The 18,857-nt window shown below is 68.7% G+C and carries 19 protein-coding genes and 1 pseudogene; 6 read left to right on the plus strand and 14 right to left on the minus strand.

From position 1 onward, the window contains the following. Positions 1-12: 12 nt before the first annotated feature. From MCHLDSM_RS06410 to MCHLDSM_RS06440, 7 genes are read right to left on the minus strand one after another with little or no spacing between them, the layout of a single operon-like run. Entirely contained in the window at positions 13-1,290 is a 1,278-nt protein-coding gene (locus tag MCHLDSM_RS06410; protein WP_048469435.1) for an ABC transporter substrate-binding protein, read from the minus strand. A 12-nt stretch (positions 1,291-1,302) separates the two neighbouring features. Next, on the minus strand, positions 1,303-2,607 hold the full coding sequence (melA, locus tag MCHLDSM_RS06415) for an alpha-glucosidase/alpha-galactosidase (protein WP_048469403.1): 1,305 nt from the start codon (positions 2,605-2,607) through the stop codon (positions 1,303-1,305). Then, on the minus strand, positions 2,604-3,563 hold the full coding sequence (locus MCHLDSM_RS06420) for a DMT family transporter (RefSeq protein ID WP_048469404.1): 960 nt from the start codon (positions 3,561-3,563) through the stop codon (positions 2,604-2,606). The genes melA and MCHLDSM_RS06420 overlap by 4 nt, the downstream gene beginning before the upstream one ends. Next, the gene (locus MCHLDSM_RS06425; RefSeq protein WP_048469405.1) at positions 3,560-4,555 is read right to left on the minus strand and encodes an N-acetylglucosamine kinase; all 996 of its coding nucleotides are present in this window, start codon (positions 4,553-4,555) and stop codon (positions 3,560-3,562) included. Before MCHLDSM_RS06425 ends, MCHLDSM_RS06420 begins: the two co-directional genes overlap by 4 nt. After that, on the minus strand, positions 4,555-5,697 hold the full coding sequence (locus MCHLDSM_RS06430) for an SIS domain-containing protein (RefSeq protein ID WP_048469406.1): 1,143 nt from the start codon (positions 5,695-5,697) through the stop codon (positions 4,555-4,557). Before MCHLDSM_RS06430 ends, MCHLDSM_RS06425 begins: the two co-directional genes overlap by 1 nt. Then, complete coding sequence (locus MCHLDSM_RS06435) at positions 5,694-7,016, minus strand: D-tagatose-bisphosphate aldolase, class II, non-catalytic subunit (RefSeq protein WP_234713902.1); 1,323 nt, start codon at positions 7,014-7,016, stop codon at positions 5,694-5,696. Before MCHLDSM_RS06435 ends, MCHLDSM_RS06430 begins: the two co-directional genes overlap by 4 nt. Continuing rightward, complete coding sequence (locus MCHLDSM_RS06440) at positions 7,013-7,891, minus strand: class II fructose-bisphosphate aldolase (protein WP_048469407.1); 879 nt, start codon at positions 7,889-7,891, stop codon at positions 7,013-7,015. Before MCHLDSM_RS06440 ends, MCHLDSM_RS06435 begins: the two co-directional genes overlap by 4 nt. A 131-nt stretch (positions 7,892-8,022) precedes the next feature. On the opposite strand from MCHLDSM_RS06440, the gene MCHLDSM_RS06445 reads away from it, so the two are divergent. Next, positions 8,023-8,802: a DeoR/GlpR family DNA-binding transcription regulator gene (locus MCHLDSM_RS06445; protein WP_048469408.1), complete on the plus strand. Its 780-nt coding sequence runs from the start codon at positions 8,023-8,025 to the stop codon at positions 8,800-8,802. A gap of 4 nt (positions 8,803-8,806) precedes the next feature. Here MCHLDSM_RS06445 and MCHLDSM_RS06450 read toward each other — a convergent pair. Beyond that, positions 8,807-9,726 (minus strand): annotated as a pseudogene (locus tag MCHLDSM_RS06450) (ERCC4 domain-containing protein). Positions 9,727-9,776: 50 nt separating this feature from the next. Here MCHLDSM_RS06450 and MCHLDSM_RS06455 point away from each other — a divergent pair. From MCHLDSM_RS06455 to MCHLDSM_RS06465, 3 genes are all read left to right on the plus strand, one after another. Continuing rightward, positions 9,777-10,355, plus strand: a complete 579-nt coding sequence (locus MCHLDSM_RS06455) for a TetR/AcrR family transcriptional regulator (protein WP_048469409.1) — start codon at positions 9,777-9,779, stop codon at positions 10,353-10,355. A gap of 134 nt (positions 10,356-10,489) precedes the next feature. Further along, a complete protein-coding gene (locus MCHLDSM_RS06460; RefSeq protein WP_048469410.1) occupies positions 10,490-12,292 on the plus strand; it encodes an acetyl-CoA carboxylase biotin carboxylase subunit in 1,803 nt (600 codons plus the stop codon). A gap of 80 nt (positions 12,293-12,372) precedes the next feature. Further along, positions 12,373-12,690: a hypothetical protein gene (locus MCHLDSM_RS06465; RefSeq protein WP_048469411.1), complete on the plus strand. Its 318-nt coding sequence runs from the start codon at positions 12,373-12,375 to the stop codon at positions 12,688-12,690. Here the strand turns inward: MCHLDSM_RS06465 and MCHLDSM_RS06470 are convergent. The 3 genes from MCHLDSM_RS06470 to MCHLDSM_RS06480 form a co-directional block, all read right to left on the minus strand. After that, positions 12,683-14,320, minus strand: a complete 1,638-nt coding sequence (locus MCHLDSM_RS06470) for an Ig-like domain-containing protein (RefSeq protein ID WP_048469412.1) — start codon at positions 14,318-14,320, stop codon at positions 12,683-12,685. The two genes, MCHLDSM_RS06465 and MCHLDSM_RS06470, sit on opposite strands and share 8 nt — an antisense overlap. A gap of 146 nt (positions 14,321-14,466) precedes the next feature. Continuing rightward, positions 14,467-14,715: a hypothetical protein gene (locus MCHLDSM_RS06475; RefSeq protein ID WP_048417316.1), complete on the minus strand. Its 249-nt coding sequence runs from the start codon at positions 14,713-14,715 to the stop codon at positions 14,467-14,469. Positions 14,716-14,827: 112 nt separating this feature from the next. Then, entirely contained in the window at positions 14,828-15,376 is a 549-nt protein-coding gene (locus MCHLDSM_RS06480; protein WP_048469413.1) for a nucleotidyltransferase family protein, read from the minus strand. 245 nt (positions 15,377-15,621) lie between these two features. On the opposite strand from MCHLDSM_RS06480, the gene MCHLDSM_RS06485 reads away from it, so the two are divergent. Next, complete coding sequence (locus tag MCHLDSM_RS06485) at positions 15,622-16,071, plus strand: STAS domain-containing protein (protein WP_109788760.1); 450 nt, start codon at positions 15,622-15,624, stop codon at positions 16,069-16,071. Here the strand turns inward: MCHLDSM_RS06485 and MCHLDSM_RS06490 are convergent. Together MCHLDSM_RS06490 and MCHLDSM_RS06495 are read right to left on the minus strand one after the other, a co-directional pair. Further along, on the minus strand, positions 16,042-16,767 hold the full coding sequence (locus MCHLDSM_RS06490) for an RNA polymerase sigma factor SigF (protein ID WP_407661957.1): 726 nt from the start codon (positions 16,765-16,767) through the stop codon (positions 16,042-16,044). The genes MCHLDSM_RS06485 and MCHLDSM_RS06490 overlap by 30 nt on opposite strands. A gap of 62 nt (positions 16,768-16,829) precedes the next feature. Then, positions 16,830-17,261: an ATP-binding protein gene (locus tag MCHLDSM_RS06495; protein WP_048469416.1), complete on the minus strand. Its 432-nt coding sequence runs from the start codon at positions 17,259-17,261 to the stop codon at positions 16,830-16,832. A 316-nt stretch (positions 17,262-17,577) separates the two neighbouring features. On the opposite strand from MCHLDSM_RS06495, the gene mbp1 reads away from it, so the two are divergent. Next, complete coding sequence (gene mbp1 / locus MCHLDSM_RS06500) at positions 17,578-17,814, plus strand: microaggregate-binding protein 1 (protein WP_048469417.1); 237 nt, start codon at positions 17,578-17,580, stop codon at positions 17,812-17,814. 57 nt (positions 17,815-17,871) lie between these two features. Here the strand turns inward: mbp1 and MCHLDSM_RS06505 are convergent, their stop codons facing one another. Further along, positions 17,872-18,750, minus strand: coding sequence for a type IV toxin-antitoxin system AbiEi family antitoxin (locus tag MCHLDSM_RS06505; protein WP_048469418.1), 879 nt, complete (start codon positions 18,748-18,750; stop codon positions 17,872-17,874). Positions 18,751-18,857: the final 107 nt, after the last annotated feature.

The raw sequence follows: 18,857 nt of genomic DNA on the forward strand, positions 1-18,857 counted from the left end.
CGAATGTCCCGTCTACTTCTCGGCCAGCTTCGCGTCGGCGGTCTGGGCGGCGGCGTCCAGGGCCGCAGCCGGCTGCTCTTTGCCGAGCATGACTGCGACGATCGCCTGTCCCAGCGCTTCGGAGATGTCGGGGTACTGCTCCACGGTGGGCCGGACCTTCTGCACGTTGTTCAGATTCTGCACGAACGCGGCTGTGCCGGGCACGTTTTGGTTCAGCTTGTCCAGCACCGCCTGATCCTTGCCGACCGATTGGCGGATCGGCAGGTCACCGGTGCCCAGCGAGAACGCCTTGACCTGCTCGGGCGCCGAGAGCCACTTCACGAAGTCGACGGCCGCCTGCTTCTTCTTGTCGCCGTTGTCGAACACCACCCAGTTGTCGGGACCGGCGATGGTCTGGTGCCCGCCCGACGACCCGGCGAACGTGGGCATCACCTGGACGTCGTAGTCGATGTCGGAGAGCTGGCTGAGATCCCACGGGCCGGTGACGAGCATCCCGACCTTGCCGCTGTTCATCAGCTTCGGGCCGTTCTCGTTGGTGGTGTCCAGATACAGCGACTTGTCGGTGACGGCCATCTGCTGCAGCACGGTCAGCGCCTTCACACCGGCCTCGGAGCTGAACACGGCCTTCTCGTTGTCGGGCGAGAGGATGTCCCCACCGGCCTCCCACAGCATCGGGAGGTAGTGCCACACCGTGTCCTCGCTGCCGTCGGCGGGAATCAGCCAGCCGTACTGCCCCTTCGACGGGTCGGTGAGTTTGGCTGCGGCGGAACGGAAGTCGTCCCACGTCCAGTCCGGGCTCGGCGGGGCCACGCCGGCGTCGGCGAACAGCTTCTTGTTGTAGACGATCGCCAGGTTGTCCACCAGCGCCGGCACGCCGACGATCTTGTCCCCGACCGTCGCGGCCTCCCGCTCGGCGGGATAGAAGTCGTCCCACGTCCAGTCCGGGTTCTTCACCTCGCCGGCCATGTCCACGACCTGCGGGATCTGCGCGATGTTCGGCGACCACGACCCGAACATGTACGCCACGTCCGGCGCGCTGCCGCCCCGCACCGCGGTCAGCACCTTCTGCAACACCAGGTCGTTGCTGGAATACAGCTCGTTGACCTTCACGTCGGGATGGTCCTTGTTGTACTGCGCGATCAGGCCTTTGAACACCTCCCCCTCGGTGTCCTGATATCCGTGCCACACCGCGATCTCGGTGGGTCCGGACGACGAGCCACCACCTCCGCAGCCGGCGAGCACGAGCGCGAGAACGGCGAGCAGGGCGATGCAGAGGCGGCTTCTGATCACGGTGGACACTCCTTAGTGGTGGGTACGCAGGGGTTCGGGCAGCAGATCGCCGTGGGCGGCGGTCAATTCGTCACACAACTCGGCGATCTGGTCGACGCTCAGCGTGGCCGCGGTGTTCGGGTCGACCATGGCCGCCGCGCGGACCAGCCGCCGATCGCCCTCGACGGCGGCGCGCACCGTCAGATCGACCGGGCCGAGGAAGCTCCGGTTCAGCGCGGCGCACTGCGGCGGCAGGTCCCCCACCGCCATCGGGTGCGCGCCCAGGCTGTCGAGCAGCGCGGGCACCTCGACCGCGAGACCGTCGGGCAGGTTCGTGATCAGGCCGGCGTTGACGACGTTGGCCGAGATGACCCGCGGCGTGCCGGTTTCCAGCGAGTGGATCACCTGAGGGGCGTACTCGGTGGACCCCGTGTCGATCGGCAGCGTGTCGGTGTCGGCCAATTCGGCTCGCAGGCGCTGGTATTCGGCGAGGTTCGCCTCGCTGATCGACACGTACTCGCCGACATTGAGTCGCAGCCGCTGCACCTCGTCGGGGTCGTGCAGGTACCACGGCACGTATTCGCTGCTGTGCTCGCTGGTCTCGGTCGGGTAGTGGCCGAGCCGGCGGTACATGTCGACGCGTACCCGCCGTTGCAGTTCGGGGTCGGCGGCGATGCGCTCGTCGAGCAGCGGGTACAGGTTCTGCCCGCCGCGCTCCCAGCGCAGCACCCACGCCTGGTGATTGACCCCGGCCGACCAGTAGGACACCTCGTCGTACGGCACGTCGATCAGCTCGCACAGGCCCACCATCGTCCAGTACACCGAATGGCACAGCCCGAGCACCTTGAGATCCGGCGCCACCCGGTGCAGATAGGTGACGTTCATCGCCATCGGGTTGGTGTAGTTCAGCAGCCACGCGTCGGGGCACACCTGCGCCATGTCCTCGGCGATCCCGGCGAGCACCGGGAACGTCCGCAGCCCACGGAAGATGCCGCCCACCCCGATGGTGTCGGCGATGGTCTGGTTCAGGCCGTACTTGGCGGGGATCTCGAAATCGCGGACGGTCGCGGTGTGCCCGCCGACGGCGATGGTGTTGATGACGTAGTCGGCGCCGTCGAGCGCCCGGCGCCGGTCGGTGGTGGACACCACCTCCGGCTGCGCCCCGGCCGCGCGGGCGGTGGCCCGGGCGATCGCCTCGGCGGTCTCGAGCCGCTCGGTGTCGATGTCGTGCAACACCACCCGCACCGCGCCCAGTTCGGGGAAGGACAGGATGTCGCCGAGCAGTTCGCGGGTGAACTCGACGCTGCCCGCCCCGATGATGGTGATCGTCGGTTTCACGCCTTCGTCGCCTTCGTGTCCGGTTGCAGCACGGCCGCGGTCGGCTCTTCACCGCGCTTCTCGTCGGCGTAGACCATCAGCGTCGAACCCACCAGGGCCAGCACGATGCCCACGGCGCCGTACGGGCTGGGCAGCGTCTGGTAGGCGATCAGCGACACCACGATGGTCAGTGCCGGGGCGAGCGCATTGGTGGTGGGCGCCACGATGGTGGCCTTGCCGCGAGCGAGCGCCATCACCAGGAACAGGGCGCCGACGGCGTTGAGCAGCTGCGTGCCGGCCGTCAACACCGGCGCCTGCCAGGGGAAATCGAGCGGCAGTCCGCCGAGGGAGAACAGCGCGACGGGGATCAGCGCGATCCCGGAGATCGCCATCCAGCCGAACGTGGTGGCCTCGTTGACGCCCAGCGTCGCAGTCTTGCGCATGAAATACGCCTGCACCCCCCAGGCCACGCAGATCAGGATCGCCAGCAGCAGCCAGGGACCGGAGGAGGCGTCGGAGTCACCGCTGGTGATGCTGAACAGCACGATGGCCGCCAGTGCGCAGATCAGCCCGACGATGGCGAGCCCGCGGATGCGTTCGCGCAGCAGCACCATCGCCATCAGCACGGTGATCGCCGGGGAGATCGACACGATCGGGAAGATCAGATAGGCCGGCCCGATCGTCAGCGCCTGGAACAGCAGCAGCTGCCCGCCGGCGCCGGTCAGTCCGATCAGCAGACCGTAGATCGTGGCCTTGGGCCGGCGGTCGAACGTCTCCCCCTTCAGCGCGAAGGCGGCGGGGATGATCATGGTCAGCGCCCAGATGCAGTAGATCATCTCGTCGGGGTAGCCGTACCAGGTGGCGGGCAGCGCGGAGAACGCGCCCCACACGCCCCAGAACAGGATCAGCAGCGTCGCGTAGAAGATCCAGCTGCGGGTGCCCTTACCGGTCCTGCCGGTGGTGGTCATGTCGGTCATGGTGTGGTCACCTTCTCGGATGTGGTTGCGGCACCGGCGAGTTCCTTGACCGATGTCGCGCTCAACGGATGTCCGCTGTGCTTGGCGGCGTACAGCGCCGCCCCGACCGCCGGGTCGAGCAGCGGCTGCCGCAGGTCGTAGGTCGCGGGCAGGGCGCCCAGCGCGGCCGTGAAGCCGTCGAGGAGGCGACGGTCGGAGAACATGCCACCGGAGTACGACACCGGCACCGTCTCGTGTTCGGTGAAACCGACCAGCACGCGGGTGGTTTCGACCAGCGCGACCAGCTCGTCGACCGCGTCGGCGAGGATGCGCGCCGCGGCGTCGTCGCCGGCCTGCGCGGCCTCGCACACGGTGGTGGCCAGCGCGGCTATCGACCCGCGGCTGCCCTTCCAGGTGTCGATCACCAGACTGACGACGTCGAGGTCACCGCCGATCCCGAGCCGCTCCTTGAGCAGGTCGTACAGCGGGCCGCGGGGCGCGCGGCCGTCGCTCATCCGGCTGAACGCGTTGAGTCCGCGGGCGGCAACCCAATACGCCGAACCCTCGTCGCCGAACAGCTCGCCCCAGCCGCCGACGCGGTGCCCGGTCCCCTGCCGCTCCCCGTAGGTCATCGACCCGGTCCCGCTGATGACGTTGATGCCGTCCTCACCGGCCAGCGACCCGGCCCAGCCGCACACCATGTCGTTGTCGCAGCTGTAGCGGTCGTGCCCGAGTACTCCGGCCGGGACGGCGTTCAGCGCAGCGATGTCTCCGCTGGCCTCGCCATAGCCCGGCAGGCCGAAGAACGCCGCGTCGATGGCGGCGGTGTCGATGCCCGCCTGCCCGCAGATGTCGGAGACACCCTGTGCGAGAACGCGTTCCACGACGTCGAAGCCGTCGTTGAAGTAGTAAGACGTCGGCGCGGTCGCGCGGGCCAGGACGTGACCGCCGTCGTCGATCAACGCGAACGCGGTCTTCGATCCGCCGCCGTCGACCCCCAGATAGCGCGCCATCACCGGTCTCCGTTCATCGGGTAGATCGTGACGCCCCGCACGACGCGGCTGACCTCACCGGACGGGAACGGGTTGTCGGGCGTCTTGCCGTAGTCCAGCGACGTGAACAGCGCCAGATACTGACCGAACACCAGGTACGGCAGCGCGACCAGCGCATCGGGCAGCCCGGCCAGCCCAGGCAGCACCACCGACCGACCCAGGTCGTCGGGGATCGGCTCGGTGCTGACGACCCGCACGGCGTCGGGGCCGAGTTGGCCACGCAACTCCGCGATGATGTCGAGGTCGTAGCGGCGGGTGTAGGGGTCCGTCGACAGGTACACCACGGCCAGGGTGTCGGTGTCCAGCACCGACTTCGGGCCGTGCCGGAACCCCAGCGGCGAGTCGAAGTACGTGACCACCTCTCCCGCAGTCAGTTCCAGCAGCTTCAGCGCCGACTCCCGCGCCAGGCCCTGCAGCGGGCCGCTGCCCAGGTACACGAACCGCTGCTTCTTGGTCTGCGCCAGCGCCCGGATGTCGGACTGCAGCCCGACGACGTGCTCGGCCGCCCCCGCCAGCGCCTCGACGTCCTCGGCCCGCGCTGGACCGAGCAGCAGCAGGCAGCTCAGCAGCATCGAGGTCAGGCTCGAGGTCATCGCGAAGCCGGAGTCGTTGGTGCGCTCCGGCATGTAGACCACCAGCGAGTCGGGCCGGCCCAGGTGGGCGCGGCCCAGCTTCCCGTCCCGGTCGCAGGTCAGCACCAGGTGCCAGACGTGGTCGACCAGCTGGTCGGCCAGCGCGGTGGTCGCCAGGCTCTCGGGGCTGTTGCCGCTGCGGGCGAACGAGACCAGCAGCGTGGGGGTTTCGGCCTCGAGGTGATCCAGCGGGCTCGCCACGATGTCGGTGGTGGCGATCGGCTCCACCCGGCGGTGCAGGTGGCGCCGCAGCACCGGCGCGGCGATCTCCCCCGCGAACGCCGAGCTGCCCGCGCCGGTCAGGATGATCCGCAGATCGGGGCGCGCCAGCAGGTCGCGCAGGAACGCGTCGGACTGCTCGACCCCCTCTGTCAATCGTCCCGCGACTTCCCGCCACGCATCGGGCTGCTGTCCGATCTCGAGAATGGTGGCGCCGCCGTCCTTCTGGTCGGGAATGGCGGTGTGCGTCATCGGGTACCTCCGGGGTTGTCGGCGCGGCACGCGTCCGCGTAGGGCCGCAGCGCGTCGCGGACACGGTCGATCACGAGGGCCTGGGCTCTCTGTTCGAGCAGGCCGGCGCGGAGACGGTCGTACTGCAGGGGCAGGAACTGACTGATCAGCGGCAGCGGGATGCCGACGCGGTCGAGGTTGGCCAGCAGCATCTTTCGGGCGGCATCCACCTCGTCGTCGGCCCAGTAGTAGCGCAGCCGGTCGCTGTAGCTGTAGCGGCGGGCCGTGCGCTGGGCCACGGGGTCGCCCTCGTAGTAGTCGCGCCAGTACCTGGGCTCGGCGAGCATCCGGCGTTCGACGACCTCGATCAGGTTCGACCGCGACGGCCGCGGCACCAGCTCGGTCTCGATCATCGCCAGCGCGAACAGCGCCTCCCGCATCGCGAACGTCAGCCCCGGCCCGACTTTCAGGACGGCCCAATGGTCTTCGACGAGCTCGCGCAGCTGCGCCGGCCGCTGGTAATCCGTCGAGTGCGCCTCGAACACCAGGTGCGGTTCGCTGTCCAGGACGTGGCGCAACTCGGCGGTCGCCGCGTGCTCGTAGTCGATGACGTGCAGGTGGTCGAATTCGACGCCGGGCTGCACCACCAGCGCCATCACCCGCGGCCACACGTCGTCGGCGCCGACCGAGGCGAACGCGGTGCGATGCGCGGCCAGTGTGCGCCGGGCCCGTTCAGCCGGTGTCGGCGTGAGCCGGTCCAGCGTCTCGTGCGCGCCGCCGGGCACCGGCACCTCGGTACCGATCACATAGACCGGACCGTCGGATGCCACGCGCCGCGCCGTGTCCTCGGCCACCCGCAGCAGCCGCGCGCTGCGCTCGGCGACCACCTCGTCGGCCAGTACCGCCGGATCGTCGGCGCAGCTCATGCTGCAGTCCAGGTGGATCTTCGCGTAGCCCGCCTCGACGTACGCGGCGATCAGCGTCTCCGCGTGATCCATGGCGACATCGGCGTTCTCGCGCTGCCAGCGGTTCGGTCCCAGATGGTCGCCGCCCAGCACCACCCGCTCGCGTGCGAAGCCGTGCGCGTCGGCGATGCCGAACACCAGGTCGCGGAACTGCGCGGGCCGCAGGCCCGTGTAGCCGCCGAACTGGTCGACCTGATTCGACGTCGCCTCGATGAGGACGTAGCCGTCGTCGGCGGCAGCCTGCAGGATCGCCGCCTCGAGCACGGTCGGGTGCGCCGAGCACACTGAGTACACCCCGACGGGCTCACCGGCCTTGTGCCGCTCCACGGTGTCGGCCAGCCAGTCGACCCGCCGCAGCATCTGCGCACGCGTCATGACGCCTCCACCGAGCTCGCGGCCACCACGCGGCACAGCGCGGCCACCGTGTCCGCGACGGCCTGCCGCGCGGGCACCAGATACTTGCGCGGATCGGACAGCGTGGGGTCGGCGTCGAGAACGGTGCGGACCGCGCCGGTGTAGGCGAGGTTGAGCGCGGTGCCGATGTTGATCTTCCGGATGCCCGCCGCCACGGCGCCGCGCAGGTTCTCGTCCGACACCCCCGAGGAGCCGTGCAGCACAAGGGGAACCGGCACCGCCGCGGCGATGCGCTCGATCAGCGCCATGTCGAGTTCGGCGTCGCGGGTGGTCATCGCGTGGGAACTGCCGACCGCGACCGCCAGCGCGTCGACTCCGGTCTGCGCCGCGAACGCGGCCGCCTCGTCGGGGTCGGTGCGGGCGCCGGGCGCGTGGGCGCCGAGCACCTGCCCGTCCTTCCCGCCGACCTGACCGATCTCGGCCTCCACGAACAGGCCGACACGATGCGCACGATCGACGAAAGTCGTTGTCTGCTCGATGTTCTCGCCGTGCGGAAGATGCGCCGCATCGATCATGATCGACGTGATCCCCAGCGTCGCCGCCGTGTCGACGGCCTCGTCGAGCAGTGCGGCGTCGGTGAAGTGGTCGAGGTGCACGGCCAGCGGCGCGCTCGAGTGCGCGGCGATGCGGGTGCACGCCCCGGCGATCGGCGCGATCTGCCCGCCGTGAAAGCGCACGGTGTTCTCGCTGACCTGGATCAGGGCGGCGACACCGGCGCGCGCGACGCCCTCGGCGATGCCTTCGGCGTGCTCGAGGGTGATCGCGTTGAACGCCGGCACGGCGGTGCCGTTGTCGATCGCGGCGGCGAGAAGCTCGGCGGTGGCAACGAGGGTCACGATGTCACCTCCTGCGGCGCGGCTGTGTGGTACATCACTCGAGCATGAGAAGCTCGCTCATAGCGCGCAATACCAAGCGGTCAAACGATCAGGAAAACTGATCGCCAGCATTCACGCCGAGGAGGCCCGCGATGTCGATCAAGCGCACCGACCGGATGCGCGCCGTGCTCTCGCTGCTGCGTGACCGCGGCGAGGTCGCCTCCGCGGTGCTGTGCGCCGAACTGCGCGTCTCCCCGGCGACGCTGCGGCGCGACCTCGCGGACCTCGAGGAGCAGGGCCTGCTGGTCCGCACCCACGGTGGCGCCAAGGCGCTCGACCCGAGCGGCAGCGAGATCCCGGTGCGGTTGCGGGACCATCGGATGGTCGCGATCAAGCGACGCATCGCCCAGCACGCGGCGGCGCTGGTGCCGGCCGGCCCGCAGGCGGTCGCGCTGACCGGCGGGGTGACCTGTGGCGAGGTGGCCCGGGCGCTCAAGGGCCGGCCGCACATCACGATCGTCACCAATTCGCTGACCATCGCCGCCGACTGCGCCGTCGACGCGCACATGAAGGTGATCGCCACCGGCGGGCTGGTGCGGGCGAACTCGCTCGAAGCCGTTGGGCCCATGTCCGAGCACGCTTTTCAGGTGATCACGGTCGGTACCGCGGTGCTGGGCGCCGACGGCATGTCGGCGGAGATCGGCGCGACGACCTACGACGAGGCCGAGGCGCGCACGGCGATCGCGATGGCCGCCAACGCGCAGCGGGTCGTCGTCGCGGTGGACGGCTCGAAGATCGGCAAGGTGACGCTGGCCAAGATGATCGCGCCGGCGCAGATGCACCACCTCGTCACCGACTCCACCGCCGACCGCGACCAGCTCGACCGCATCGCCGCGGCCGGGGTGCACGTCCACGTCGTCGACGTGGACTGAAGGGTTACTCGCCCGTCGCGCCGTGGGCCGCCCGCCACGCGGACCACACGTCCGGACGCAGTCGGCCGCGGTCGGGCACCGGCAGGCCCGTGCCGCGGGCCCACGCCCAGACCTCGGCTGAGCTCGGTTCAGCTCCGGATTCACCAGTGCCGATACCGGCGGACTGAACCTGTTGCACGGCAACATCTTTCGAGGCGGTCCAGGTACGCGCCGCAGCGAGGAAGCGATACGTCCACTCCTCGGCGAGGCCGTCGAGGACCACCGCAGCCGGACCCGATCGAGTTTGAACAGTTGCGAGTAGCGTTCTTCGATGACGACAGCGGCCCGGGGTAGCGCAGCCAGATCGGCGACCTGGAATCGAAACCGGCCACTGGTCAGACTCGCGACAAAGGTCCGCGAGGGACTTGCTCTCGACACAGGCGATCAGGACCCCGTCGACCTCGATCCCGTAATCCCCGCATGGCAGCGCCCGTCGGTCCGTCTTCGCCTGCTGGTGAGAGAACCCGTAGGCGTAGCGCTCGTGAGCATCGACCAGGATTTGAAGCGCATCGATGCCGTGCGCCCGCGCAGTGGGGGTGCGGACTTTGGGCCGAGCCTGCCTGCGCGTACGGGGCGACTGCCAGAACACCATGTCCCGACCGCGTGCGGTGGTGAAGACCAGCTGCAACCGGTTCTCGCGGCCTCGCTCAGCGATGACGTCGATCGACGCACCGGATCGGCGGCACGACCGCAGAGGTAGCCGCTCGACGATGTCGGCCTCCTGAGGCCACTCATCGAGATCGACCGGATGGCAGTAGAGGGCCTTGGTCCGGGGCCAGGTGTCCGAGGTCCGGAATAGGAGATCGCCGCCGGATTGCGGAATCCGCAGCAGGTAGGGCAGCCGCGAGCCGGGTCCGGATTGTGCGCGTTCAACACCTCGGCCACGGCTCTTCAGTCTGCCGGACACCGGCGCCGCGAAGGATCACACTGATGGGGTGTCGTCCTTCAAGCCGGCGCCAGGTCTGCGTCAGCGGAAGAAGACCGCTACCCGGCTCGCCATCCGCCGGGCGGCGATCCGCCTGTTCGAGCAACACGGATTCGCCGACACCACCGTCGAACAGATCGCCGACGCGGCAGACGTCTCACCCCGCACCTTCTACCGCTACTTCGCCGCCAAAGAGGCTGTGCTGATCTGCGATTATGCCGAGCTGGTCATGGGCGCGTTCCAGCGTGCCCCCGCCGAGCTGTCGCCCGTCGCCGCTTACCGCTACGCGGTGGCCGCGTATTTCGACGAGCTGAGCGATGCCGAGCGCCACGAGACCATCGTCGCCCAACACCTGCTGTACTCCGTGCCCGAAGGCCGGGGCCTGCTCTACGCCGAATACACCTTGCTGATGAGGCTAATGACCGAGGCACTCGGCGTTCGGCTCGGCCCGTCCTCGAGGCTGGCCGAACGCCAGACCATCGCGGGCGCGATCGTTGGGGTGTTGATCGCCGTGTCCGACGCCAACCCCCTGCCGGAGGAATCGCTGACGCGCGGCCTGGAGATCCTCGAGTCGATGCTCGCGAGGTGAACTCGGCCCGGCGGGGCGACGGGGTTACTCGCGGGTAAGGGACCGGCGCGCCGAGACTCAGATTGGGACGCCTAAACTCCCCCGGGATACATTCTTTAAGACGTTCTTAGAAATGACAGCCATCAGGAGGCGCAGTGGCCACTCACGCCAGCTCAAAGATCTCCAAGGTCCTCGTTGCCAACCGCGGAGAAATCGCCGTCCGGGTGATCCGAGCAGCCAAGGACGCCGGACTCGAGAGTGTGGCGGTGTACGCCGAGCCCGACGCCGACGCGCCGCATGTGCGCCTCGCCGATGAAGCGTTCGCGCTCGGCGGGCAGACCTCGGCGGAGTCCTACCTCGTGTTCGAGAAGCTGCTCGACGCCGCCGCCAAGTCCGGCGCCAACGCCGTGCACCCCGGCTACGGCTTCCTCTCCGAGAACGCCGACTTTGCCCAGGCTGTCCTCGACGCCGGGCTGATCTGGATCGGACCCAGCCCGCAGTCCATCCGCGACCTCGGTGACAAGGTCACCGCCCGCCACATCGCCGCCCGCGCCCAGGCGCCGCTGGTGCCCGGCACCCCCGACCCCGTCAAGGACGCCAACGAGGTCGTCGAGTTCGCCAAGGAGTACGGCGTGCCCGTCGCGATCAAGGCGGCGTTCGGCGGCGGCGGCCGCGGTATGAAGGTGGCCCGCACGCTCGAGGAGATCCCCGAGCTGTTCGAGTCGGCCACCCGTGAGGCCATCGCGGCGTTCGGCCGCGGCGAGTGCTTCGTCGAGCGCTACCTCGACAAGCCGCGCCACGTCGAGGCGCAGGTCATCGCCGACATGCACGGCAACGTCGTCGTCGCAGGCACCCGCGACTGCTCGCTGCAGCGCCGCTTCCAGAAGCTCGTCGAGGAGGCCCCCGCGCCGTTCCTGACCGACGCGCAGCGCAAAGAGATCCACGAGTCGGCCAAGCGCATCTGCAAGGAGGCCGGCTACTACGGCGCCGGCACCGTGGAGTACCTGGTCGGCCAGGACGGCCTGATCAGCTTCCTCGAGGTCAACACCCGCCTGCAGGTGGAGCACCCCGTCACCGAGGAGACCTCCGGCCTGGACCTGGTGCGTCAGCAGTTCAAGATCGCCAACGGCGAGGCGCTCGACATCACCGAGGACCCGACGCCCCGCGGGCACTCCTTCGAATTCCGCATCAACGGCGAGGACGCCGGCCGCGGCTTCCTGCCCGCCCCGGGTCCCGTCACCCGCTACGACATCCCGACCGGTCCGGGCGTGCGCCTGGACTCCGGCGTGGAGGCCGGCTCGGTGATCGGCGGCCAGTTCGACTCGATGCTGTCCAAGCTGATCGTCACCGGCGCCACCCGCGACGAGGCGCTGGAGCGCTCGCGCCGGGCACTCGCCGAGTTCCATGTCGAGGGCCTGGCCACCGTCATCCCGTTCCACCGCGCCGTGGTCTCCGATCCCGCGTTCATCGGTGACGGCACCAAGTTCGACGTGCACACCCGCTGGATCGAGACGGAGTGGAACAACACCGTCGAGCCGTTCACCGGCGGCGACCCGATCTCCGAAGAGGACACGCTGCCGCGGCAGACCGTGGTGGTCGAGGTCGGCGGCCGTCGCCTCGAGGTGTCGCTGCCCGGCGATCTGGCGCTCGGCAACGGCAGCGGCGGCGCCCCGCACGGCGCGATCCGCAAGAAGCCCAAGCCGCGGAAGCGTGGCGGCGGCGGCGGTGCGGCCGCGTCGGGTGACTCGGTGACCGCGCCCATGCAGGGCACCGTCGTCAAGGTCGCCGTCGAAGAAGGCCAGACCGTGGCCGCGGGCGAACTGGTCGCCGTGCTCGAGGCGATGAAGATGGAAAACCCGGTGACCGCGCACAAGGACGGTGTCGTCACCGGCCTGTCCGTCGAGCCCGGTGCGGCCATCACCCAGGGCACCGTGCTCTGCGAGCTCAAGAGCGAATGACCTGACGCCGAACGTACGGTTTCTGATGGGATCTCGCCGATTTCCGTCAGAAACCGTGCACTCGGCGATCGTCTGAGCCCGTGGAGCCTGTCGAGATCAACGCCGGCGCGTGGTATCTGCGCGCGCTGCGTGCCGACGACCGCGTCGACGACCGGCCCGCGCTCGCCGACCTCGGTGAGCACCGGCCCGACCACGTGAGTCAGGCCGCCGCGCACTGGGATTCGGAGACGCTGTTCACCTGGGCGGTGTGTGAGCCGACGACGGGCGAGCTGCTCGCCGAAGTGACCCTCGACCCGCAGACCCGCGCGATCGCGGTGCGCGCCCGCCCCGGCCACGAGCCCGCAGCCCAGACCGGGGCCGACGCGGTGGCCCGCTTCGCCGAGGCGATGCTCAGCTGATCGGCTCGGGCCGCATCGTGAAGCCGAGATCCTGCAGCATGGCGTATTCGATCGGGCTGATGAAGCGCACGTTGTGCCACCCCGTCCCGGGGCTCTTGTCGTTCATCAGCTTGTAGTCGTTACCGGAGAACACGAACCGGTCCAGGTGAGACGGCGACCCCTGGTGTGAGAGCGGGATCGGCTTGCCGTAGGCGGCGATCGCGTGCGGACCGCCGAAGTAGGCGCCACCGTTGAGTCCGTTGAGGTAGTCCTCGGCGTCGGGGCGGAGCTTGCCGTCCGGACCGAACAACGACGTCCCGTCGGCGGTCGTCAGGAAGCTGTCGTAGACGGACCACAATCCCAGGTCGGAACCGGTCAACGAGTAGATGCCGAACGAGTGCAGGAGCTCGTGTCGCGCCGTGTTCTGGAAATCCAGTTCGTCGTCGGCGACGACGTCACCCGTCGCCCACTTCCAGGCGAAGTTCCAGTTCAGGAACGCCTGGAGGGCGCCGTTCTCCACGTCGACGCCGGTGATGACCTCGTGCTGAATGGAGGTCTGCAGGAAGCCGGGAGGTTCGGTGAAGGCTGCCAAGGTGTCGGCATTCACGAGGTAGTCAGGATCGTTGATCGCGTTGAGCTCGTAGGAGAGCACGATCGGCGTTCTCACCACGAAGAACCCGGCGATGTAATCGGCTGCCCGCTGGAACGCCGCCTTGCGGTCCGCCGTCCATTCGTCGCCGACCCAGGTGAAGTCGTAGGTGATGGCCCGGTGATTGATCACCGATTCGGCGCGGGTCGCGGGCGGCCGGAACCAGTCGAGCAGATTGACGTGCAGCCCGAGGTCTCGGGCACGCACGACGAACACGTCCACCCCGTTGAAGCCCTCGCCGGGGGTGTAGCTGTAGGAGCCGTCCCTGTTGAGCGTCACCGTGCCCGTCGTCGGTTTCTTCACGACGCGATAGACGATCCGGTCTCCGTCGGGATCCTCGGCACCGATCGTGCCGGCGATCGGGCCGTCCATGACGCCGGTGACCTGCACCGGGTTCACCGTCGGGGCCTGGTTGAACAAGGTGCGGCGCGTGGCGGCCCACGCCTCCTCCAGTCTCTCCTTCCTGGCATCGCTGACCGGCCGGTTGTCGATCCACTCCAGCGCCTCGGCCGTCATGTCGTTGATCGCCTGGCTGACGCGCTCCTGGCGGCTGGGTCGGGTCGCGGCGGTCTTCTCGATGACCGCGTCCGAATCATCCTCGGCGGCCTTGGAAACGGCTTCGTCGGTGTCGCCGGTGTCGTCGGTGTCGGGCTCCGATGCCTCGTCGGCGTCGGAGTCTGCGGCGTCGGTGTCGGGCTCATCGTCGCGCGTTGCGGCGTCCCGCGCGTCGTCGTCCGTGCCGTCGGCTTCGGCCGGCTTGTCGCGCTCGGCGCTCGCCTTCGGCCCGCGTGACCCTGCCGTCTCCGCGGGTCCGCCGCCGTCCCCCGCCGACGCGGCGGCCGATGATCCGTCCGCCCCGTCGGCCGAGGCCACTCCCATCGTGTGCTCGGCCAGCAGCGAGCCGCCCAGCAACGCTGCGCTCACCCCCGCCGACGCCGCACCGAGCTGCAGCCAACGCCTGATCGCGAACTGTTCCGCGCGCTGACGACTGTGCTTCCCCATACCCCCGACCCCTCCGTCAATTTTTCAGGGAGCGTACAGCAACTTTGTTTCCCATTCACAGATTTGGCTGATCGACGGCTAAAGGGTTGTGGCGAGTACTCTCTGATACTTGCCGCGCGGGACGAGTCCAGCCTGAGCAAACGTGCTCAGTGGCTCTGCTGAATGGACCAGCTCGGCGAGGAGAAGCTCTGCTGCGGCCAGTAGTAGCCGTAGCCGTAACCGACGCGCGGCCAGCCGACCCACGGCTGGGCAACGGTGTCCGGCGTGGCGACCATGCTGCCGTCGTCGTTGACGGTCATCGCGGCGCTGGCGGTGCCTGCCAAGCCGAGCGCGGCGCCGCCGATGATGCCGGCGGACAGCAGGGGCAGGGCGACGATGCGGGTGATGCGGTTCATGATGTGCCTCCTTGTTGAGTGATGACTCAACTTTCGCTGGTCAGAGGCTTGTCGTCTGTCGGGCGATCGGGCGGTGTGCCGGTGGAAAGTGGTGTCCCCCGATCGGTGGACATCACCGGTGATCGATGTCGGAGCCGGAGCCCAGATCCGCGCAGTCGACGATCGCGACGTCGTCGCGAGCGCGCAGGAACGGCCCGGCCCCTTCGTCACCGGCGAGCCTGTCGAGCAGCGCGGGCCAATGCCGGCGGGCGATCACCACGGGATGTCCCGGCCGCCCCGCGTAACTCGCGCGCGCCAGTCCAGTGCTCTCGGCTGCGGCCAACACCCGGCGCACGGCCGCCGCGGTGACGTCCGGGGTGTCGACCGTGGTCAACACCGCGAACCCGACGTCCTCCCCCAGCGCGCGCACCCCCGCGCGCACCGATGCACTCAGCCCGTCCGCCCAGTCGTCGGCCACCACCGCGCGAGCCGGCGCAGGTACGTCGACGCCCTGCACCGCCGCCCCGAGCACCACCACGACGTCACCGCACCCGCCGTCGCTCAACGCCGCAACCGCGGACGCCAACCAGGCGCCATTCTCGGCAAGCACCTTCGGCATGCCGTACCGCGTTCCGGCCCCCGCGGCCAGCACCACGCCTGCCGCTGAAACGTGTTGTGTCACAGAATGATTCACCGCCCTTCGCTGGCCATATGGCAAATTTGACAAACGAAACCTGAGGAAATGTGAACAACCGTGGAAAGCCGTTGTCCAAGATCACGGCGTGAGCGTATGGTTCACCTCAGGGGTTGAACGAACAGCCTTTCGAAGGAAACGTCATCGACACGCGGGCGAGTTGTCCCCGCGCAGGCTTTAAGAACTCTAGGGCCCCCCTTGGCGCGACCACAGACCGAATCACATTTCGACTGATGGAGCCAACAGTGCCTCAAGCCCCCGGCGAATCGCCCCCGGACCTCGCACCCGACAACCGCGTGTGCCATTCCGCCCACTTCGAAACCCGCTGGCCGCAGCCTTCCACCGCAGTGGTTTCCGCCCGCGGTGAGCTCGACGCCGCCAACGGCAACAAGTTCGTCGAGTACGCGTTGCGGAATGCGACGCAAACCCAGTGGTTGGTCATCGACCTGACCGGCTTGACCTTCTTCGCCACCGCCGGCTTCTCGGCGCTGCACACCCTCAACGTGCAGTGCGCCGGCGAGGACATCCGCTGGGCCCTTGTGCCGAGCCTGGCCGTCGACCGGCTACTGCGTCTCTGCGATCCCGATTCCACGCTGCCGATCTGCGTCGACATCCCCAACGCACTCACCACGGTGCACAGCGATCCGCCGCGGCTACTGAAGCTGATCCCGCAGACGCGTTAGCGACTTCGCCAGCAGCCGAGAGACGTGCATCTGCGAGATGCCGACCCTCTCGGCTATCTGCGTCTGCGTCATCGACTCGAAGAACCGCAGCACCAGCACGGTGCGCTCCCGCTCGGGCAGAGCCTCCAGCAGCGGGCGCAGGGCCTCGCGGTTCTCGATCTGATCGAGGCTCATGTCCATGTCACCGAGCGTGTCGGCGATCGCGGGCGCGTCCTCGTTGCCGCCGCTGCCACCGCTGTCGATCGACAGAGTGTTGTAGGAGCTGCCAGCGACCAGGCCTTCGATGACCTCGTCGCGGTCCATCTCCAGTTCGGCGGCGAGCTCGGTGGCCGTCGGCGCCCGGCCCAGCCGCTGGGACAGGTCGGCGGTGGCGGCACCGAGCCGCAGGTGCAGTTCCTTGAGCCGGCGGGGCACCTTCACCGACCAGCTGTTGTCACGGAAGTGGCGACGGACCTCGCCCATGATCGTCGGCACCGCGAACGACACGAAGTCGGAGCCGGCGTTGACGTCGAAGCGGATGACGGCGTTCACCAGACCGACGCGCGCGACCTGCACCAGGTCGTCGCGGGGTTCGCCGCGGCCGTCGAAGCGGCGGGCGATGTGGTCGGCCAACGGCAGGCAGCGTTCGACGATGCGGTCGCGCTGGCGCTGGAACGTCGCCGACCCGTCTTCGAGTTTTTCCAACTCTCGGAACATGTCGGCCACGTCCGCATATTCAGAGCTCGGTCGTGAGGAGGAACCCTGCGAGGACGACCGGGTCACTGCAATGAACTCGCTCGCCTTGTCGTCATCGAGATGCCGAATATCTGACCTTCGGGCGACTGGCCGTCGGAGAACGTGGTGACCTCGTCGGTCAGGGAGCTCAGCACGTGCCAGCTGAAGCTGCCCGGGGCGAGAATGTCGGGGCTGTCGCACGTGGTCGACGCATGCACGACCAGGGCGTCCGGCTGCGGATCGACGACGAGCAGCAGCGTGGAGTCGGGAACGGCGGACCGGATGAGCCGGGTGCAGGCCTCGTCGACGGCGAGCCGCAGATCGGCGACGGCGTCGAAGTCGAGGTCCTCGAACGTGCCGATGGCGGCCACCAGGGTGCGCAACACGGCGAGGTTCTCCAGGGTGGCGGCCACCCGGAGCTCGACCGATTGAGGGCTCTGACGCTTCCCGTTGATGTGGCTCGCACCCTCCGCCATATGACCTCCCGAAAACTTCCCCGAGAGACTACCCCAGGGCGCGTTACTGCTACCCATGGGAGCTCCGGCCCGGCGTGAATGGCGGCAGAATGTCATCCTCGCGCCGTTGATGAAGTGAATCTGTCATGGTCCGGGTTCCATACCCCGGGCCCCAAACACGCAAACTCGGCGTCGAATTACCTTGCGACGTGGCGGTTTCTGGGCTTCCGGGTGAGACGCGCGTCACCCGTTTAGGCGCTCAGGGGCCCGGGAAGCCTGTCGGCAGCCGGTCACCGGAGCCGGATCTCAACACCGATCCCCACAGCGGAAGGTAACCATGACCGAGAAGAACAGTGGTCCCGAAGAAGGCATCAAGGGCGTCGTCGAGGACGTGAAGGGCAAGGCCAAGGAGACCATCGGCACGGTCACCGGGCGTGACGACATGGTCCGCGAGGGCAAGGCCCAGCAGGACAAGGCCGAGGCAGAGCGTGAGGTTGCGCAGAAGGAAGCCGAGGCCGAGTCGGCTCGCGCCGGGGCCAAGGCCGCCGAGAAGCGCCAGGAAGCCAACCAGTAATACGGAAGCTTTCATGGGCCCAACCGGATCACCGGTTGGGCCCATTGCCGTACATGGTCAGTACAGGGCGATCCCGCCGCGGCGGGGGTGATAGCCGCGTTTCTCGAAGGCGTTGCGGGTCTGGGCCAGCACTTGGCCTCGGTTGACCTGCCGGAAAACGAGGATGTAGATCCATCCTGCCCGGGTGACATATCGGGTCTTTCGCGCCAAGTCGGGACGCACCTTCACTCCGCCCGGGCGCCTGATGAAGATGTCGGTGTGGTCCTCTTCCACGACATCCAGCGCAACCTTCGGGCCGCGATAGCCGAGGTCCACGTAGAGGTCGGTGCCCAGCCGGATCTGGGTGTCCGGCACGTCGCGCCATTCTTTTCGCAACAGCAGACGCACGTTCGTTGCGTCGGGGCTGTCGGCGCCGCCGTCCATGAGGCTGATGGTTTCCAGTGCGTCGCGCCACCAGCGGGCGGCGGGGTATCGGCCGGCCAGGGTGAGCACGGTGCCGATCCCGACGCCGGTGGCCCGGGCCAGAGCGTCGAGGCAGATCACCGCCCTGCCGCGGGGTAGATGGCGTGCGAGATCGAAGGCGGTGCGTGCCGGAGTGGTGACGAGCATCCCGTCGACGGAGGTGATCTCGTCGGCGGCGATGGTCTCGTTGCGGACGATGATGCCGCGGGGTGGACGTGGGCAGCGCCGGATCATCTCGATGTGCGCGCGGTCGTCGATCCACTGGGCGCCATGGAGGGCGGCGGCAGCACGGCCGGCGATCACGCCGGCGCCGCGGGACCAGAGGGAGGCTCCGATGGTGCGGTCACGGAGGGACGGTTGCACGGCGGCCGGGATGTAGATGTCGGGGAAGATGCGGCGGAAGTTGTAGCGGAGGGCGCCGCGGGTGAGACGGCCGGCGTCGATGGCCTCGCTGCCGCGGAAGATCTCGTCCATGCGGTGATCGTGGGTTCTGACACCGACACTTCCGGCCCGTGCGGACCGGGCCTGTGGATAGGTTTCCCGCGCCTGTGCACGAGGTTGCCGCCATGGTCGCGCGCCCT

The sequence above is a fragment of the Mycolicibacterium chlorophenolicum genome (genome assembly GCF_001044235.1).
Classification (GTDB): Bacteria; Actinomycetota; Actinomycetes; order Mycobacteriales; family Mycobacteriaceae; genus Mycobacterium; species Mycobacterium chlorophenolicum.

Coding starts and splice junctions, on each gene's coding strand:
- MCHLDSM_RS06420 (WP_048469404.1), bottom strand. CDS start 3,563: ATGACCGACATGACCACCACCGGCAGGACCGGTAAGGGCACCCGCAGC.
- MCHLDSM_RS06425 (WP_048469405.1), bottom strand. CDS start 4,555: ATGGCGCGCTATCTGGGGGTCGACGGCGGCGGATCGAAGACCGCGTTC.
- MCHLDSM_RS06430 (WP_048469406.1), bottom strand. CDS start 5,697: ATGACGCACACCGCCATTCCCGACCAGAAGGACGGCGGCGCCACCATT.
- MCHLDSM_RS06435 (WP_234713902.1), bottom strand. CDS start 7,016: ATGACGCGTGCGCAGATGCTGCGGCGGGTCGACTGGCTGGCCGACACC.
- MCHLDSM_RS06445 (WP_048469408.1), top strand. CDS start 8,023: ATGTCGATCAAGCGCACCGACCGGATGCGCGCCGTGCTCTCGCTGCTG.
- MCHLDSM_RS06470 (WP_048469412.1), bottom strand. CDS start 14,320: ATGGGGAAGCACAGTCGTCAGCGCGCGGAACAGTTCGCGATCAGGCGT.
- MCHLDSM_RS06475 (WP_048417316.1), bottom strand. CDS start 14,715: ATGAACCGCATCACCCGCATCGTCGCCCTGCCCCTGCTGTCCGCCGGC.
- MCHLDSM_RS06485 (WP_109788760.1), top strand. CDS start 15,622: ATGGAGCCAACAGTGCCTCAAGCCCCCGGCGAATCGCCCCCGGACCTC.
- MCHLDSM_RS06490 (WP_407661957.1), bottom strand. CDS start 16,767: ATGTTCCGAGAGTTGGAAAAACTCGAAGACGGGTCGGCGACGTTCCAG.
- MCHLDSM_RS06495 (WP_048469416.1), bottom strand. CDS start 17,261: ATGGCGGAGGGTGCGAGCCACATCAACGGGAAGCGTCAGAGCCCTCAA.
- mbp1 (WP_048469417.1), top strand. CDS start 17,578: ATGACCGAGAAGAACAGTGGTCCCGAAGAAGGCATCAAGGGCGTCGTC.
- MCHLDSM_RS06505 (WP_048469418.1), bottom strand. CDS start 18,750: ATGGACGAGATCTTCCGCGGCAGCGAGGCCATCGACGCCGGCCGTCTC.